Source organism: Henriciella marina DSM 19595 (genome assembly GCF_000376805.1).
Classification (GTDB): Bacteria; Pseudomonadota; Alphaproteobacteria; order Caulobacterales; family Hyphomonadaceae; genus Henriciella; species Henriciella marina.
Map to the genome: position 1 here is coordinate 2,249,274 of NZ_AQXT01000002.1, position 18,143 is coordinate 2,267,416.

Below are 18,143 nucleotides of genomic sequence, written 5' to 3' on the forward strand. Positions count from 1 at the left end.
CAAAGCTCAATGATCGCGCCTCTATGCCCCGTCTGTAACGGTTTCGTGACATGTACATTACTCTCCAGTGCACCGCAGCATTCGGTCAAAAAGGCGTGCAAAAAAGCCACACATCAGCGCCAGTGCTGGTGTTCTGTGCGACAGCGGGTTAGCAGCAGCGTGAGATGACAGACATGCGCATCAAGCAGACAGATTACGCCAGGCTCACGGCCCTGATTCTTTTGGGGCTTCTCGCTCTGCGCGTCACGAGCGTCATTCTATCGCCGCTGGAACTCTATGCCGACGAGGCCCAGTACTGGCGTTGGGGAGAGACGCTAGACTGGGGCTATTACTCCAAACCGCCGCTGATCGCCTGGGTCATCCATGCCAGCACGGCGATCTTTGGCGACACCGCCACTGCAGTGCGCCTTCCGGCCGCGTCTCTTCATACGGCGGCGGCCTGGTGTCTCTTCCTTCTTGGCAGGCGAATGGTCGGGCCACGCACCGGCTTGCTGGCAGGTCTTGGCTATGCGTTGATGCCCGCCGTCTGGCTGTCCTCGGCGGTTCTGTCGACCGATGGCGTCCTGATGCCGATCTGGTCATTTGCGTTGTACCTGCTCTGGCGGGTGCGTGAAGGAGAGGCTGGCTGGGCCGGTTTCATCGGCCTCGGCGTGGCTGTTGGCGCGGGCTTCCTCGCCAAATATGCGATGCTCTATTTCGCCATCGGCATTATGCTCACTGTCATTTTCGACACGCCGACACGCCGCGCGCTTGTCTCGGCAAAGGGGGCAGGCGCCCTGGCCGCGGCCCTGATCGTCATCGCCCCGCACCTTGTCTGGAACGCGGCGAACGACTTTGCGACGGTCGGTCATACGGTGGACAATGCCAATCTCGGCGGCGATCTCATCAACCCCGAAAACCTCCTCAAATTCCTTGCCGACCAGATGGGCGTTTTCGGCCCGATCAGCTTTCTGGGGCTCATCGCGGCGCTCTTTTTCCTTCGCGCCAGCCGAAGGCCTGAAACAGGCCGCCAGGAATTGTGGCTGAGCGCCTTCATCGTGCCTGTGCTGACGATCATCCTGTTTCAGTCGGTGCTATCGCGCGCGCATGCAAACTGGGCAGCAACAGCCTATCCAGCCGCCTCCATCCTGATCGCCATCTTCTTCCTGCGAGCGGGGCCAAATCGCTGGCTCTGGGCCGTGATTGCGGTGCTTTCGGCCATCGGGTTTCTGTTCGCACCGGACTTTACGCTGGCCGCAAGACTTATGGTTGGGCTCGCGGTGGCGGCCGGTATCGTCGTCTTTGCGTTCGCGTTCCGCTTCCGGCCTGAAGGCCTCTTCTGGGCAGGTCTGACGCTCCATGGGGTGCTCGGGCTCGTTATGCTGACGGCGCTGGTCATTCCCGGTGCGATCTCAGGCCCGCTCGATCTCGATAATGCGCTCAAACGCACGCGCGGCTGGGATCCACTGGCAGACCAGCTGGCGGCGTTTACGCAGGAGACAGGCACGCCGAGCGCGCTTGTCACCGATGAGCGCGAAGTCTGGCACGGTCTCGACTTTTATCTCAAAGACCGGATCGATGCACCGCTCATCCTCTGGCGCTACAATGAAGGCGCGCACAGCTTTGCCGAGCAGCAGCCCCTGACCGCCGAGATTGACAGTGACGTGCTGGTCGCGAGTTACCGTCCGAACAGACGGCCTGCAATCGCGGCGGACTTTGAAACATTCGAGAAGGTTGGTGCGATCAGCGTTGATCTCGGCACGCGCTCGAACGGCTGTCCCATCGTGCGAGAACTTGTGCTTTACCGGGCGTCCGGCTTTAATCCGCTGCCCAGGACGAGCAGCTGGGTCGAGCGTTTCGAGGACCAGCGCATGGATGCGCCAGAGCCTTGCCCTCAGCAGAATTGAGCGCACCTTCGCTTGAACCCTCTCCCCTCTTTCTGGCAGTTGCACTGATATGGGCACCCTGAAGGCCGTTCTCGGCCCGACCAATACCGGCAAGACGCATTACGCCATCGAACGGATGATGGGCCATGCCAGCGGTATGATCGGTCTGCCGCTGCGCCTCCTGGCGCGCGAGGTCTATGACCGTGTGGTCAAGGCCAAGGGCGAGAAGGCCGTCGCGCTTATTACTGGCGAAGAACGGATCGAGCCACCGACAGCGCGCTACTGGGTGTGCACGGTGGAATCGATGCCGGTCCACAAGCGCGTCGAATTCCTGGCCGTGGATGAAATCCAGCTTGCGGGCGATGATGACCGCGGGCACGTCTTCACCGACCGCATTCTTCATGCCCGAGGCTCCCAGGAAACCCTGCTGCTTGGCGCTGAGACCATGCGCGCCGTGTTGCGTGACCTCGACCTCGACGTCGATACCAATACGCGGGAGCGCTTCTCTGAGCTGCGCTATGCCGGTCCGACAAAGATCACGAAGCTGCCAAAGCGGTCCGCCATCGTCGCTTTCTCGACCGAGCAGGTCTATGCGATCGGCGAGCTTCTGAAGCGCCAGAAGGGCGGCGCCGCGATCGTCATGGGCGCGCTTAGCCCTCGCACACGCAATGCGCAGGTTGCCCTCTACCAGTCGGGCGAGGTGGACTATCTCGTTGCCACCGACGCGATCGGCATGGGGCTCAACCTTGATGTCGAGCGCATTGCCTTTGCCGCGCGCTCGAAATTCGACGGACGCCGCCGCCGCTGGCTGAGCGCGGCCGAAGCCGGGCAAATCGCCGGGCGGGCCGGCCGCTTTAGGACGGATGGCGAGTTTGGCGAAACTGGCGACTGCCCGCCTTTCGAGGAAGAGCTGGTTCGCGCGATCGAGGCGAACCGCTTCGATCCGGTCGATGAGCTGCAGTGGCGAAACTCCAAACTCGATTACCGCTCGATCAAGACGCTGATCGCGAGCCTTGCGCGTCCGTCAGGTCACCCGGTCCTTCGCCAGAACCCGCATGCCCTTGATGAGTGGGTGCTGCGACGGATGGCCGAGGATGCCGGCATCGGCCCGAACATAAGAGGCGAGCGACAGGTTCGCCGTCTCTGGGATCTGGCGCGGCTGCCGGACTTCCGGAAATCCGGGCATGAGGGCCATGGCCGCCTTGTTCTCGGCCTGGCTGAAACCCTGGCGGACCCGGATGCGCGGCTTGGCGATACGGCCATGGAAAAGCGCATGGATAATCTGGAAGCCAACGTTCCAGACATTGCCAGCCTCCAGCACAGGCTTGCCATGATCCGGACGTGGACCTATGCCGCCCATCGTGAAGACTGGCTGGAAAACCCCGGCTATTGGCGCGATAAGACGCGTGAAATAGAAGACAGGCTTTCGGATGCCCTTCACGCAGCGCTTACATTGCGCTTTGTTGACCGGCGCACCACAGCCCTGCTCGCCGGACTGAAAAGGGAAGATCTGCTTTTGACCGAACTGTCTGAAACCGGAGAAGTCACTGTTGAGGGCCATGTCGTCGGCCGTCTTGTTGGCCTGCACTTTGAACCTGCATCGACAGCGAAAACGCTGGAAGGCAAGGCTGTGCGCTCTGCCGCCGTTTCAGCGCTGGGCCCGATACTTGCCGAACGTCTGGCAGAAATCGCAGGCGCGGCTTCAGATGTTTTTGCCCTGTCGGATGTAGGCCATGTGACCTGGAAAGGCGAAGAAATCGCGCGCCTGAAGCCCGGACCAAACTGGCTGGCCCCGCGTCTCGAGCTGATTGGCGCCGAAGACTCCGAAGCCCACCGCCGCGAGGCAGCACTGAAACGCCTCGAGGAATGGCTGGGCGAAGAAATGAAGCGTGTCCTGCCGACGCACGCGAAGCTGAAGGCGGGCGAAACCGGCGAAGGCCTTCAGGGCATGGCGCGCGGTCTCGCGTTTCGCTTGCTTGAAAGCGGCGCCGCCATCGATCTTCGCGAAGAAACCCCGCCGCCTCATGTGTCGCGTGAGGAACGCGAAGCCCTGAAAGTGGCTGGCCTTCGCACAGGCCGTGTCGCCGCGCATGTGCCGGACGCCCAGAAGCCGGCTGCCCAGCGTCTTATCGCACTCCTGCAGGCCAGTCATACCGGCAAGGCCCGCCGCGTTGCGCCTGAAGGCGCGGGGTCTTTCGAGCTTGATGGCGAGTGGGATGACGCCGAATTGCACGCGCAGGGCTATCTGCGGTTTGGCAAGCGGGCGGTGCGTGCTGATCTGGCGGAACGTCTCGGCTGGGAAATTTCAAAGCGCCGCAAGGAGGCCGCCAAGCCGACTTTCGAGCTTCCCGCAGAATTGGCATCGGTCATTTCATGTCCGGGCGACGAGTTTCCGGCAGTGGTGAAAGGGTTCGGCCTCGCTCCGGCCGAGAAGGATCCGGAAACGGGCACCGTGACGCTTTGGCGCTATCTTTCACGCAACCGCCAGGACGGGCCACCGAAAGGCAAGCGTCCGCCACCCGGCCAGAAGAATGCGCGGCCACCGAAAGAGGGCAAGCCTGGCGACAGTAAAGGCCGGCCGCCCCGTGGGCGTGGTCGCCCACAACCGCAGCAACGCCAGCCTGATCCTGACAGTCCGTTTGCCGCGCTGGCAAGCCTGCTGCCACCCCCGCCACAGCCAAGGCCGAAGCCCAAGAAAAAGAAGAAGCCAAAGCAGGCACCGTCTGCCACGGCCGCACCGACAGCGCCGCCGGCTGAGGGCAATCCGGCTCAAGCAACCGAGACGCCTCAGGATACGCCTGCGGCCACGCCTGAGAATACTGCACCAAAAGACGCCCCTGACGCTTCGGAGACCAAATCATAAGCGAGCAATTGCGACTGGATGTCTGGCTGTGGCGCGCCCGGTTTTTCAAGACCAGGTCGCTTGCCGCAGGGTTTGTTTCAGGCAAGGGCGTACGCCTTACCCGCAGTGGTCAGCTCCGCAAGGTGAGCAAACCCGGTTTCAGAATATTACCGGGGGATATTGTAAGTTTCCCGCGAGGCGGTCAGATAGTAAGCGTCCAGGTGCTCGACCATGGTGAGCGACGCGGGCCCGCAAGCGAGGCCCGCGCGCTTTACGAGGACCTTTCGATCAACGATCAGGAGCGCCACGATGCTTGACGCGCTTAAGAAGCTCTTTTCAAGACAACCCGAAACCCAGACGCGTGGGCTGGATCCGGAAGTGGCGACCGCCGCCCTTCTGGTGGAAGTTGCGCTCGTGGACGGCGTCTATGCCAATCTTGAAAGCGACCAGATCGCCGAGATCCTGCTCGACAGTCTCGGCCTTGATGCCGACAGGGTGGATGATGTCCTGCAGCAGGGTGAAGACCTGGCGGAAAAGGCCATCGGCTCTCACCAGTTCACACAGCAGGTCAAGAAACTGCCGCTGCTGAAACGCGTAAAGGTGATTGAGGGTCTCTATCTGGTCTCCATGGCGGACGGGGCGGCCTGCAAGTTTGAGGAAGCCTTCATCCGGCACGTTGCCAGCCTGCTGCATGTCGATGATATCCGCCGCGCACAGGCGCGCCGCCGTGCTGAGTCGCGTCATATCTGACGATTGACTTGAATGGCCTTCGCCGCCAAATGCACGCCTCGAGCTAGTCAGGAATACCGTAACCGAATGACCTATATCGTTGTAGATGCCTGCATCCGCTGCAAATACATGGACTGTGTCGAGGTCTGCCCCGTCGACTGTTTCTATGAGGGCGAGAACATGCTCGTCATCGATCCGGACGAATGTATCGATTGCGGCGTATGCGAGCCCGAATGCCCCGTTGAAGCCATCAAGCCGGACACCGAGGATGATCCCGATTCCAAGTGGCTGAAGCTGAATACCGAATACGCGAAGGTCTGGCCGAACATCACGCGGATGAAAGAACCTCCTGAAGATCGCGAAAAATTTGCGCAGGAAACCGACAAATTGGAAAAATATTTCAGTGCAAAGCCGGGCGAAGGCGACTAGAATTCGACCCGCAAATACTCACAGTTGTGAAATAGCCGTTTTTCTGATATATAAATAGCAACTTAATTTCAGGGAGCCTGTCCTATTCTCCGGTTTGACGTTCAAAGTGTCGCCGGGGCGTGCAGGCCTATGTTGCGTAGAAAGGCTATCAACACATGGCAAAAGAATCACAGGGTGACGTCCAGGAGCTCGCTTTTGGTGTCGGACAGTCGGTCGTTTACCCGGCACACGGCGTCGGCGCGATCACCGCGGTCGAAAAGCAGACCGTCGCAGGCATGTCCCTGGAAGTCTATGTCGTATCCTTCGATCAGGACAAGATGATCCTGCGCGTGCCGACAAACCGTGCTGAAGCATCTGGCATGCGTGCCCTTGCTGGCTCGAAGCTTGTCGATGACGCACTCAAGACGCTCGGTGGCAAGGCACGTATCAAACGCACCATGTGGTCACGCCGCGCCCAGGAATACGAAGCGAAGATCAATTCGGGCGATCTGATTTCAATCGCAGAAGTTGTACGCGATCTGCATCGCGGCGAGGACCAGCCGGAGCAATCATACTCCGAGCGTCAGCTTTACGAAAGCGCGCTGGACCGTATGGCCCGCGAACTGGCCGCGGTTGAAAATACTGACCATGATGCCGCCATGGAGCGTCTTGCAAAGTCGCTGGCGAAGAAGAAGGCCGCCTGATTTCAGGTCTCTCTTTCGACAACGGAATTGGAAAAGCCCTGCCCTCACCGGCGGGGCTTTCCTTGTTCAGGCACAAAAAAACTTAAAAAAGTCGCGGCGATTGTGAACCAATACCCGTGATACGCGTATGGAATGAAGGAACCGTGCACTAAATACCGACTTGGGAGCCACTCATGGCCATTCGTTCTACGACAGATAATGCAGATCGCCGCTTCGTCAGAACAGCCATGAACAAACCGATGCTCAGCCAGGAGCATGAAGTTCATCTGGCCGTCCGGTGGCGCGACGAACACGATGAAGAAGCCCTCCACGAATTGACGAGCGCTTATATGCGGCTTGTCATCTCGATGGCCTCGAAATTCCGCCATTACGGGCTTCCGCTATCTGACCTCGTTCAGGAAGGAAATGTCGGTCTTATGCTTGCTGCGGCAAGATTTGATCCTGAACGGGAAGTTCGCTTCTCGACCTATGCCTCCTGGTGGATCCGGTCCTCGATACAGGATTTCGTGCTGCGCAACTGGTCCATTGTCCGCACCGGGACGACGGCGGCGCAGAAGTCACTCTTCTTCAATCTGAAGCGCCTGCGCGCCAAGATCGATGACACCGGCGACGGCGTGATGACGCCAGAAAACAAGAGCTGGATTGCCACACATCTTGGCGTACCAGAGCGCGATGTCGAGAACATGGCCTCCCGTCTCTCCGCCTCCGATCGCTCGCTCAACGCCCCCCTTGCGACTGACAGTGAAGCTCAATGGCAGGACCTTTTGGAGGACGAGAACGAAGTCACCGAGGACCGCGTCATGGAAATGCACGACAGCCGGCGCCGCCGCGAGTGGATCTTCGAAGCCCTCAAAACCCTTTCAGAACGCGAAAATCTCATCATTCGCGAGCGCCGCTTTACTGACGACACTGTTACGCTCGAAGTTCTTGGCAAACGGCTTGGCATTTCGAAAGAACGCGTCCGCCAGATAGAACATCAGGCACTTGGCAAACTTCGCAAGGCCCTCGTCTCAATGGTTGGCGACCCGGAAGAAACCGGCCTTATTCCTATTCGGTAAAGTCCCCCCTTTCCTCCTTCCCCTTTCGGGCCGCAGCTAATGCTTGCGGCCCTTTTCTTTGCTCCCCATATCCCCTGTGGAGCAGGATTGCCGCTGAGCGGGATCTGGTCTCCAAATCGAGGGACGCAGCATGATGCTGGCCCCCGACTGAAAACCAAGACTCTGCCTTTGAAAGGGGATCGAAATGAATTTGGACACCTATACCGAGCGCGCCAGAGGCGTACTCCAGTCCGCCCAGACCGCAGCCCTCGCTGCCGGTCATCAGGTTTTCCTGCCTGAACACATCCTCAAGACCTTGCTTGAGGACCGTGACCGTCTGGCTGTGAACCTGATCCGTGCCGCCGGAGGCAATCCGGAAATCGTCCAGCAAAAAACCGAGGAAGCGCTACGCAGCCAGCCAAGCGTTTCGGGGGGCGATTCAGGGCTTCGGCTCGACCAGAAGACCGCCAAACTCTTTGCCGACGCGGATGCGGGCGCGAAGAAGGCTGGCGACAGCTATGTCACCATTGAGCGGTTACTGATCGCGCTCGCCGGACTTTCGGGCTCCAAGGCCACGGAAGCCCTCCAGGCGGGCGGCGTGAAGCCATCATCGCTGGAAGCCGCCGTCGCCAAACTCCGCCAGGGCCGCACAGCCGATACCGAAAATGCCGAACAGGGCTACGAAGCGCTGAAGAAATACACGCGCGACCTCACAGAAGATGCCCGGTCCGGCAAGCTGGACCCGGTCATCGGACGCGATGAGGAAATCCGCAGGACCATTCAGGTCCTGTCGCGGCGCTCAAAGAACAATCCGGTGCTGATCGGTGAACCCGGCGTCGGCAAGACGGCCATCGCCGAAGGTCTCGCCCTTCGCATCATCGACGGCGACGTGCCTGAAAGCCTCAAGGGCAAGCGGCTGCTGGCGCTCGACATGGGCGCGCTCATTGCTGGCGCAAAGTTTCGCGGTGAGTTTGAAGAGCGCCTGAAAGCGGTCATCAAGGAAGTCGAGCAGGCCGAGGGCGGCGTGGTCCTGTTCATTGATGAGATGCATACGCTCGTGGGTGCCGGCAAAACAGATGGCGCTATGGATGCGTCGAACCTGCTCAAGCCGGCGCTGGCGCGCGGCGAACTTCACTGCGTCGGGGCGACAACGCTCAACGAGTACCGCAAATATGTCGAAGGTGACGCGGCCCTCGCGCGGCGCTTCATGGCGGTCTACATCAATGAGCCGACGGTCGACGACACGGTCTCCATCCTTCGTGGCCTCAAAGGCCGGTATGAGGCGCACCACGGTGTTCGCGTATCGGATGCGGCCATCGTGTCGGCGGCCAGCCTGTCGAACCGCTACATCACTGACCGCTTTCTGCCTGACAAGGCGATCGACCTCATGGATGAGGCGGCCTCGCGCCTGCGCATGCAGGTCGATTCCAAGCCGGAAAGCCTCGACGAGATCGACCGGCGGCTGCTCCAGCTCAAGATCGAGGCGGAAGCCCTCAAAAAGGAAAAGGACCGCGCCTCCAAGGACCGGCTCGAAGCCATCGAGGACCAGATTGATGAGCTGCAGTCTGAATCCGATGAGCTAACGACAGCCTGGGCGGCAGAGAAGGAAAAGCTGAAAGGCGCGGCCTCCGCCAAGGACGAGCTTGACCGCGCCCATGCAGAAATGGCCGAAGCCCAGCGGCGCGGCGATCTTTCGCGCGCCTCGGAGCTGAAATACGCCGTTATCCCGCAGCTGGAAGCACGTATCTCGGCCGTCGAAAAGGCTGAGTCTGAAGGGACGCCGGATGAAGCCGGTCTCGTCTCAGAAGTGGTCCGGCCTGAGCATATCGCTGCCGTCGTGTCCAAGTGGACCGGTATCCCCGTCGACAAGATGATGGAAGGCGAACGCGAGAAGCTTCTGCGCATGGAAGATGCACTCCTAAAACGTGTCGTTGGCCAAGAAGAAGCGCTTGCCGCTGTCTCGAACGCGGTTCGCCGCGCCCGGGCTGGCCTGCAGGACCCTAACCGGCCGATCGGCTCTTTCCTGTTCATCGGTCCGACCGGTGTCGGCAAGACGGAGCTAACCAAGGCGCTCGCCGAATTCATGTTCGACGACGATACCGCAGTTCTGCGCCTCGATATGTCGGAATTCCAGGAGAAGCACTCGGTTGCAAGGCTGATCGGTGCCCCTCCGGGTTATGTCGGCTATGAGGAAGGCGGCGTCCTGACCGAAGCGGTCCGCCGCAGGCCCTATCAAGTTGTCCTGTTCGACGAGGTGGAGAAGGCCCATCCGGACCTTTTCAACACCTTGCTCCAGGTGCTCGATGATGGACGCCTGACCGACGGTCATGGCCGGACGGTCGACTTCCGCAACACGATCATCATCATGACGTCGAACCTTGGCGCGGACGCGCTCGCCAGCGGCGACGCCGGCGAGATCAGTGACGCCCAGCGCGATATGGTGATGAATGCCGTGCGCGGTCATTTCCGTCCGGAATTCATCAACCGGATCGACGAGATCGTCTTCTTCAAACGGCTCGGCCGCGAAGAAATCGACCATGTGGTCGATATCCAGATGTCACGCCTCTCCAGACTGCTTGCAGATCGCAAGATCACAGTCGAGCTGTCGGAGACGGCGCGCACATGGCTCGCCAATCGCGGCTATGATCCCGTCTATGGCGCCCGCCCGCTGAAGCGGGTCATTCAGAAAGAGCTGCAGGACCCGCTGGCCCGACTGGTGCTTGAGGGCAAGGTTGCGGATAACAGCCTGGTGCGAGTTGATGTCGAAGGCGACGCCCTCTCCATCAACGGCGTCCCGAACGCTTTCGCCAAAGGCGCCGCGGCTTTGAACTAGCTAAGCCGCAAATCGCATGAAAATTGCGATCACCCGGCCCCTTAGCGGGCCGGGTGATTTGCATTCAGGAAGGCGATGGTCTCGCCCAGCACCTTATTGCGGACATTGGATGTTGCCAGATAGTGATCTGATGCGCCGAGACTGACCGCCCGGAAACCTGGTTTGCCTTCCAGCTCGCTTTTCAGTAGCCGGGCCTGAGCCGTTGGTACAACGAGATCCTGCTCACCGTAGAGAAGCAGGACAGGCTGATCATACTCCCCGGCCCGGGCCACCGGAGAGATAACGGCGCGTTCCTCATCCGATGTGAAGCGGTTCATCCCGATATAGCGTTCCCAGTATTCCCCGGTTTCGGAGTCCAGATCAAAGGCGGCGACTTGTGCAAAGGGTTGAGTGACGCCGTTCACGGATATGAGGCATCTGGACCGCGGCTTGTCTTTCAGACCCATCATGAGCGAGGCGTAACCGCCATAGCTCGAACCAATGACGCAGTAAGACCCGGAGGCGGCGAGCCCCTGGTCGATGACCCAATTGCCGGCATCGGCGACGTCATCAATCATCTTGCCGCCGAACTCTCCGAAACCTGCGTTCCGAAACTCCTGGCCATACCCGCTGGAGCCGCGAAAGTTCGGCTGAACGACGAGATAGCCTTCTGATGCGAGCGCCTGAGACCACCAGTCAAACCCGAGGCCGTCGCGTGCTTCTGGCCCACCATGCGGCATCAGGACAGTTGGAAATGGGCCATCATTTACGGACTTGCCGGGCGGCAATGTCAGCAGAACCTCCATATTCAGCCCGTCACGTGTGTTGACCTGCCTCGCAATCACCTGACCTGTCGCAATCTCTGCAAATTGCGGCGCCATCGATCCGATCTGACCAAGTGCGCCCGCATTGCGATCAAAGACATAATATTCTGTGGGACGCCCAACTGACTGAGCCGATATGGCGATTTTCGACTTCGCACTGTTCCAGGACAGAAGATTTACACGTTTGTCGCCAAGCACTTGCGCCAACTGTTCTTGTGCCGCAGCCAGCACAGGATCGGTGAATATCTGGCGGGTGAGACCGTCGAATGAAGAAAACCCGACGATCTGGCGGGTGTAACTGTCTTCAATCGGAAGGGCGCGGCCGACATCCAGATCACCGACACGCGCAGGTTCCATCGATCCATCGGTCATCGACATGAAGTAGAGGCCATCCGATGCGCCAAAGTCCCGGAAAACCACCAGCTTGCCGCTGGCCCCGTCATACCCCAGAACCTGAAAGTCCTGGACGCCTCGCGACGAGAATTCGAGCAATGTCTTTCCGCCAGCGACAAGCTCGAGGCCGTCCGTTCGCGGACTTGTCTTTACTTCCGCAACCGTATTTCCGTCGACATCGAACCAGGCTGCCTGCGAGGACGGGCCAAGGGCTCTGGTACGGCGCGACTTGCCCGTATCAAGGTTGACCTTGTGAGTAGAGAGCGCCCAGGCTGAGCCACCCTCGCCGGGAATGATGCTTCCTATGCCGCCGCGATTGCCCGCACTGGTCCGGGTATAGGCCATGACCAGCACGTGTTTGGGATCATCGGGAAGTGCAGACACCACGTTCTGCGTATCTAAAAGATAGCCATACTCCCGCATCAGAAGCGTGGCTTCCTGTTTCTCGAGATTGTATGAAATTGCCCGCTCGAACTCATACTCCTTCTGGCCATCGACCACCTGAAGGGAGTCGTATTCAGAGACATTGATGATCAGGTGCGTCTCGCTGGGCCAGTACATGCCCTCAAGCCGGTAGACATCGCCGATGGGGATGTACTGGTTGTCGCCGCCATTCACGATGTCGAACACGCAAACTGACGGCTTGCCTTCGGGTGAGCAGTGGACGGCGAGCTGGTCTCCAGATGGTGAAAGGCTGGGCCACTTCACGCCGTCTGCACGCCCAAACAAATCAACAGTATCGGCCGCCGCGGGCAAGACACACATCAAAGCGGATAACGAAGCGGTCAGTAATTTCATTTGTATTTCCCTCAGACTTTCAACCTCCAGGCTAAGCGCTGAAGTGGGGGCGTTCAACCGAATGCATCCTGCTGTCGCTAATAGAAGCATTACTCCCCCGCACAAATGCATGGGTGCACTGCACAAATATGCCTTTAAATTATTGCTGCATGCGCGAAGGTATATTGTGCATCTGCGAAAACGCAGGGCCAAACCTTTCGGGCAATGACCCAGCAATTCAAATCGAAAAGGGCTCGATTATGAAAAAGCGTATTTCCTCCCTCCTCTTCGCGATGTCACTCTTTGGCGGCGTCGCACACGCAGAAACCGATTACTCCAAAGTGCAGGCGACCTTCACTTTCGACCAGGAAGCACTCCAGACTGAAGCCGGCGCAGCAGAGGTCCTCGCAAACCTCGAAGTGCAAGCCGAGCGTGCCTGTCGCAAGGTTTCGCTGGTAACCATCGGCCTGACGGTCGATGAAGTCTGCGCAGAAGACCTGATGTATCAGGCTGTGAACAGCATCGGCCACCGCAATCTGGCCTCCCAGTATGCTGCCTCGACCTATTACACGCCGGCTCCATCGGCCCGCATCCAGCTGGCAGCACGCTAAGCTTACTTGCGCCGACGATACGTCAGCGCAAACCGAACAAGCCCCGGCCTGGCCTTGCCAGAGCCGGGGTTTTTCGTGCCTGCGGTTCCGAGCAAAAGACTGGTTCGTCCGAAGCGCCTGAACCGGAACGGCCTAGGTGACCAAGCCAGCTGATGGCTGATTACAAAAAAGCCCGCGCATCCTGGGATGCACGGGCTCATTTTGATTTGCAAAGTCTTGCGTGGTCTGGCTTACGGCGCTGGCGCAGCCTCAGCACTCGCCATCATCATGCCGCCGCTATTTGGTGCAGGGGCCGTCTCACGGATGGCGTCAATCTCATCGCGGCGCGCCACGAATTCTGCGAATATGGTTGGCGTTTCGGAGAGCTTGCGTCCGGTCGGCAGGTCAAGCGTCATGCCGTTGATGTGGCTGCCATTGCGCAGGACTTCATAATGAAGGTGCGGGCCGGTCGAGGCGCCGGTCGAGCCGACATAGCCAATGACGTCGCCCTGCTGGACGCGGGCACCAGATCTCATGCCGCTCGCAAAGCGGGACATGTGGGCATAAGCCGTCTGGTAGCCATTGGCGTGCTTGATACGGACATAGTTGCCATAGCCGCCATAGCGGTTGGCGCGCTCAATCGTACCATGACCCGCCGCATAGATCGGCGTTCCGCTCGGCGCGGCAAAGTCAGTGCCCTTGTGAAGCTTGTTGTAGCCGGAAATCGGGTGACGGCGATAACCGAAGTTCGATGACAGACGCGCACCATTGATCGGCGTCTTCATTAGGAACTTCGTCGCGCTCTCACCGTCATAGTTGAAGTAGTCGACAGCGCCGTCATCCTCTGGCGCGAAGCGGTAGTAGGATTTTTCAAGGCGGCGGCCATTGATCGCCGCGTAGATTACGTTGCCCGAGCTGACGCGGTTCCCACGCTCATCGACCATCTCTTCATAGACGATCTCGAAGCTGTCGCCCGGGTGGATGTCGCGTTGGAAGTCAAGGTCATAGCCGAAGATCTTGGCAAAATCGACGACCTGCTGGTCATGGGCGCCTTGTGCGAGAGCCGTCTGATAGATGCTACCATCGATCTCGCCTGCAACGCGGCGCTCGACCGGCTGGGTGTGCGCCTGAAGGACCATCGGCATGAAGGCGCCGTCGCTCATCCGCTTGGACAGGATCTGTTCACCGCTATCACGGCTGAGCGAGAGGGAGACAAGCTCAGCAGTGGCTGGTGTGTCGCCGCGGAACTGCGCGGTGACATTGAGACCCGGGCGGACACGGCGGGGATCGACAAGCTCGGCGTCATAGATCGCCTGGAGCGAGCGAGAGGCGTCCGTTCCACCAACACCAAGGTCCGTGACAAGCTCGATAAGTGTTTCGCGCGGCTGCAGCGTCGCATCCCGCGTAATCACCTGATCCTCCACATCGAACCCTTCTGCACTGAGAAGCGTTGCAGCAAGCGGCGAAGCGAGCTGCACGGTTGCAGCGGGTTGAGCCTGGGCCGTTCGAGACTGACCGAGGGAATGGAATACACCGAGCGACGTGCCGACTGCGGCAATGCCCAGCATGGAGAGTGTGATTGTACTACGCGAAAGATTCATATCGAGAAACGGGCCTCCCTGGTCCCAGCGTGCAAGACGCGTGCGAACGGTTCAAGTCTATGCCCCTGTCAGTTGAATTCCTTACCTCGCGATTAAGGTAAACGGATTTATCAACCTGCCCCGGCACTGTAGGTACCGGTGCGATGGGCACCCTGCAAGCCGTGGTTCCATGCTATCTGCAGTCAACGCTAGAAATCAGCCTTTGGGGACGGGATGTTCAAGCATTTGATTAAAAATCGGCCATGGTTGACTGGTGTCTGTGCCGTATTGGGGCTGATCCTCCTCGCGCTCTGTCTGGCATGGCTGTTCCGACAGTCGATCCTGGGACAGGTCGCCAAAAGCTGGTGCCAGTCGAATGAGCTGGAATGCATCTTCGAAATCGATCGCGTCAGCTTTTCCGGCGCCGAACTCAGCCAGGTTTCGATCACGAACAGGCAAGGCAAGACCCCGATTGAAGCAGACGAAATCGATGTCGAACTCGATTGGCCATCGGCATTCATGCCGTCGGTCCGTGCGGTTCGCGCAGAGCGGCCCGTGCTGCGCGCAGAATACACCAGCGAGGGGAATTTCGAATTCGGCGGCCTTGAGGATATCGGCAACGGCCGGAGCAACAACAACGCCAATATCGAAATACCGGACATATCCGTCAAAGATGCCCGGATCGAACTGATGACACCTGCCGGGCAGATCAATCTGACCGGAGACGTGTCAGGTGAGCTCCCCTTTCAGGCGGAGATCCATGCCCGCATAGAGCCGGTCGAGCTCAATACCGAAGACGGCCAGCTGGTCGTTGAGGAAGGCCGCGCGGATATCACCCTGGTCGGCGCCACGCTCCGCGGCAGTGCGCGTCTTAATGTCCGCACGGCCCGCTTCGAGACCCTTGAGGCGAGCGATATCGTCATAGACGCCGAGATGGCGCAATCGCTTCGCCCGCGTGTGGACTGGAAGATTGCTGCTGGCGAACTGCAATCGGACGCGTTCTTCGCGCGCGCGATTGATGCCAGCGGCACGGTCGGTGTCATGATGGGCGAGAGCGAAGACGACGATGCCGGACCGCTTGGCCTCATCCGGTCCATCAGCCTCTCTGGCGACACCGGTCTATTGCGCTGGCAGACTTACGAAGCGGAACAGACTTCGGTGACATTGGATGCGAGCCGAAAGGGCGGATCGGACCTCACGGGCGACTTCGCCATGGAGGCGCAGGGTCTCGCCTCAGATACTGTCCTTGCCGACGAGATGACCCTTAGCGGTGAAGGCACGCTCAGCGATAATCTCGATCTGGCGTCAATCGACGGGGACTTCACTGCATCTGGCGCCAGCATTCCGGAAGATGTTCGCAATCAGCTCCTCGCCGCCGTGCAGTCCGGCCCTCCATTTTCGGGGCATGGCGCGGCCCTGCGGTCTGGTTTTGATGCAGCACTTCAGGCCTTCAAGACCGGCGCGGGCTATAGCTTTCGCCTGAAAGAGGATGCTTCCTGGTCGCTTGCCTCGAATGGAAATCTCGCAGTCTCTGCGGCGAACGGCGCCCGTCTGGCGCTTGCTCAGGTGGAAAGTCAGCCCGCAGTCTCAATATCGTGCGAAGGAATAACGTTAGGCGGCATCCTTTCCATGAGCGGGCCTTCGCTCCCCACGCTGACGGCAGATGTTCAACAGGCGACCATCAATGGTGATGGCATTGGCATTGATGCTGGCGGGATCGATCTTTCGCCCTGGACCGCTAGCGGGCTGACGCTGTCGAGCGAGCTCGGCCAGCTCAATGTGAGCAACAGTTCGGGCGAGCCCCGCATCCGCACGGTCGGCAGCGCTACCGTCAGCGGGCGTCTTTTTGGTCAGGACTTTGCCCCCACAACCATCTTTGGCGGCGTTGACGCGCTCATCGCCGACAGTCTTCGCGTCCAGTCCTACAGTACACGGTGTATCGGCATCGACTCCGGCGGGTTTTCGGCGCCGGACAGTCTGCGTGTGGGGGGTTTCATTTCCGAGCTTTGCCCTACTGATGGACGGCTGGTGAGGCGCGCCAACGGTGCCCTCACAGGTGAGCTCTCGATCGCGGAACTTAGCATCCCTTTTGAAAGCAATGATACGTCCGGAACCCTTTCATTTCGCGATGCGCTGCTCGACTGGCGTGCGGCCTCATCGGCCAGCGTGTCGCTGACGGGCGAAGAGATGACCGCCAGCATGCAGATTGGCGATAACTCGCTTGAGATTTCTGCCGCCGAACCCGAGCTTGGATTTCGCACGAGCGCCCCATTGGAGCTCTCGGCGCGCACCGGATCGGCCGAGTTTTCGGGCACCCTCGTGCCTGCGATCATCGACCTGGACGCTCTGGTCTTCGACGCAACACTTCCGCAAAGCGGTCTTCTTGGGTCGGCAACGGCGCGCAATGTCGTTGTGCGCGACCACAGGGAGGACCCGTTCTACCAACCGCTCCGCGGCGATCTCAGCGCGACCTTTGGCAACGGTCTGATGCAGCTTACCGGACCTGTTCGTACCGATCGCGCCGATCGGACGGTCGGGGACATCAATATGACGCTGGATCTCGTCAATCTCGATGGTGAGGCGTCTGTACGCACCCGTGACCTCGTCTTTCAGCCCGGCGGGTTCCAGCCGACAGCGCTCAGCGAGCGCGTTCGTGGTCTTCTGTCGAATGCGCGCGGAACGCTCAATGCTGGCGCCTCTTTCCTGATCGACGGCGGCGACGTGAGCGGGACAGGTTTCGTCGAAGTGGAAAACTTCGGCTTCGACACGCTTCGCATCGGGGCGGTCAATGATGTGAACGGCCGCGTCGATTTTGACAGACTGCTCGACCTGCATACTCCGCCCGGCCAAACCGTCCGCCTCGGCGAGATCAACCCCGGCCTGCCCCTTCGCGACGGCGAGATCCGTTTCCAGGTGCTTGGGGCTGACACGGCCGTCATTGAGCGCGCCGTCTGGCCGTTTGCAGGTGGGGAGCTAATTGTTGGCAGGTCCGAATGGACGATTGCCGGCACAAGCGACATCGTTGAAATCACCGCCAGCGAGCTGGAGCTTTCCGAGATCATCAACGTCTTCCAGCTGCCGGATATCAGCGCGAACGGCACCGTGTCAGGGACGTTCCCAGTCGAACTGGAAGGGCCCAATGTCTTTATTCGCGACGCGGTCCTGCGCGCCGACGAGGAAGGGGGTACAATCGCCTATACGGGCGATGTGGCAGACGCCGCCTCGCAGGCCGATGAACGCGTCGACATGGCGTTCAGGGCACTTCGAAATTTCGAGTTCTCTGTCCTGGAGGTTGGCGCTAACGGCAATCTGACTGGCGGCATGATGATTACGCTGGAGCTTGTCGGCATCTCGCCGGACGTTCTTGGCGGGGCCCCATTTGCCTTCAATATCGGGGTCGATTCCGAGCTTACCAAACTTGTGCAGGCCGGACGCCGCGTCACCGGCACGGACTGGCTCGCGGAAGTTGCGACTCAGTCCAGAAATGGTGACAGTGCGGAGGGGTCAGATGAGGAAGCCGCGCCAGAGACAGAATAGCGTCCACCGTCAAAACCCTGACCTATCTCCTGTTCAAACTAGGTT

The 18,143-nt window shown here is 59.8% G+C and carries 12 protein-coding genes; 10 read left to right on the forward strand and 2 right to left on the reverse strand.

All coding sequences use genetic code 11. The features are described from left to right. Positions 1–164 precede the first annotated feature (164 nt). The 8 genes from F550_RS0111080 (at position 165) to clpB (ending at position 10,418) form a co-directional block, all read left to right on the forward strand. Entirely contained in the window at positions 165–1,886 is a 1,722-nt protein-coding gene (locus F550_RS0111080; RefSeq protein WP_018148626.1) for a glycosyltransferase family 39 protein, read from the forward strand. Positions 1,887–1,935: 49 nt separating this feature from the next. Continuing rightward, positions 1,936–4,728 (forward strand): helicase-related protein, encoded by a 2,793-nt coding sequence (locus F550_RS17635; protein WP_018148627.1) that lies wholly within the window; start codon positions 1,936–1,938, stop codon positions 4,726–4,728. Between the two features lie 8 nt (positions 4,729–4,736). Continuing rightward, positions 4,737–5,024, forward strand: coding sequence for an RNA-binding S4 domain-containing protein (locus tag F550_RS18965; protein WP_018148628.1), 288 nt, complete (start codon positions 4,737–4,739; stop codon positions 5,022–5,024). Then, positions 5,017–5,457: a tellurite resistance TerB family protein gene (locus F550_RS0111095; protein ID WP_018148629.1), complete on the forward strand. Its 441-nt coding sequence runs from the start codon at positions 5,017–5,019 to the stop codon at positions 5,455–5,457. The genes F550_RS18965 and F550_RS0111095 overlap by 8 nt, the downstream gene beginning before the upstream one ends. 66 nt (positions 5,458–5,523) lie before the next feature. Next, positions 5,524–5,865 (forward strand): ferredoxin FdxA, encoded by a 342-nt coding sequence (gene fdxA, locus F550_RS0111100; RefSeq protein ID WP_018148630.1) that lies wholly within the window; start codon positions 5,524–5,526, stop codon positions 5,863–5,865. A 155-nt stretch (positions 5,866–6,020) separates the two neighbouring features. Then, a complete protein-coding gene (locus tag F550_RS0111105) occupies positions 6,021–6,548 on the forward strand; it encodes a CarD family transcriptional regulator (RefSeq protein ID WP_018148631.1) in 528 nt (175 codons plus the stop codon). A 173-nt stretch (positions 6,549–6,721) separates the two neighbouring features. Continuing rightward, entirely contained in the window at positions 6,722–7,606 is an 885-nt protein-coding gene (locus tag F550_RS0111110) for an RNA polymerase factor sigma-32 (protein WP_018148632.1), read from the forward strand. A gap of 184 nt (positions 7,607–7,790) precedes the next feature. Next, complete coding sequence (gene clpB / locus F550_RS0111115) at positions 7,791–10,418, forward strand: ATP-dependent chaperone ClpB (RefSeq protein ID WP_018148633.1); 2,628 nt, start codon at positions 7,791–7,793, stop codon at positions 10,416–10,418. Positions 10,419–10,459: 41 nt separating this feature from the next. On the opposite strand, the gene F550_RS18605 is transcribed toward clpB, so the two are convergent. Continuing rightward, positions 10,460–12,322 (reverse strand): alpha/beta hydrolase family protein, encoded by a 1,863-nt coding sequence (locus tag F550_RS18605; protein WP_169332264.1) that lies wholly within the window; start codon positions 12,320–12,322, stop codon positions 10,460–10,462. A 329-nt stretch (positions 12,323–12,651) separates the two neighbouring features. On the opposite strand from F550_RS18605, the gene F550_RS0111125 reads away from it, so the two are divergent. Next, positions 12,652–13,002 (forward strand): UrcA family protein, encoded by a 351-nt coding sequence (locus F550_RS0111125; RefSeq protein ID WP_169332265.1) that lies wholly within the window; start codon positions 12,652–12,654, stop codon positions 13,000–13,002. Positions 13,003–13,232: 230 nt separating this feature from the next. Here the strand turns inward: F550_RS0111125 and F550_RS0111130 are convergent, their stop codons facing one another. Beyond that, positions 13,233–14,582 (reverse strand): M23 family metallopeptidase, encoded by a 1,350-nt coding sequence (locus F550_RS0111130; RefSeq protein WP_040500525.1) that lies wholly within the window; start codon positions 14,580–14,582, stop codon positions 13,233–13,235. Between the two features lie 246 nt (positions 14,583–14,828). Here F550_RS0111130 and F550_RS0111135 point away from each other — a divergent pair, with 246 nt between their 5' ends. After that, positions 14,829–18,098: an intermembrane phospholipid transport protein YdbH family protein gene (locus F550_RS0111135; protein ID WP_169332266.1), complete on the forward strand. Its 3,270-nt coding sequence runs from the start codon at positions 14,829–14,831 to the stop codon at positions 18,096–18,098. Positions 18,099–18,143 lie beyond the last annotated feature (45 nt).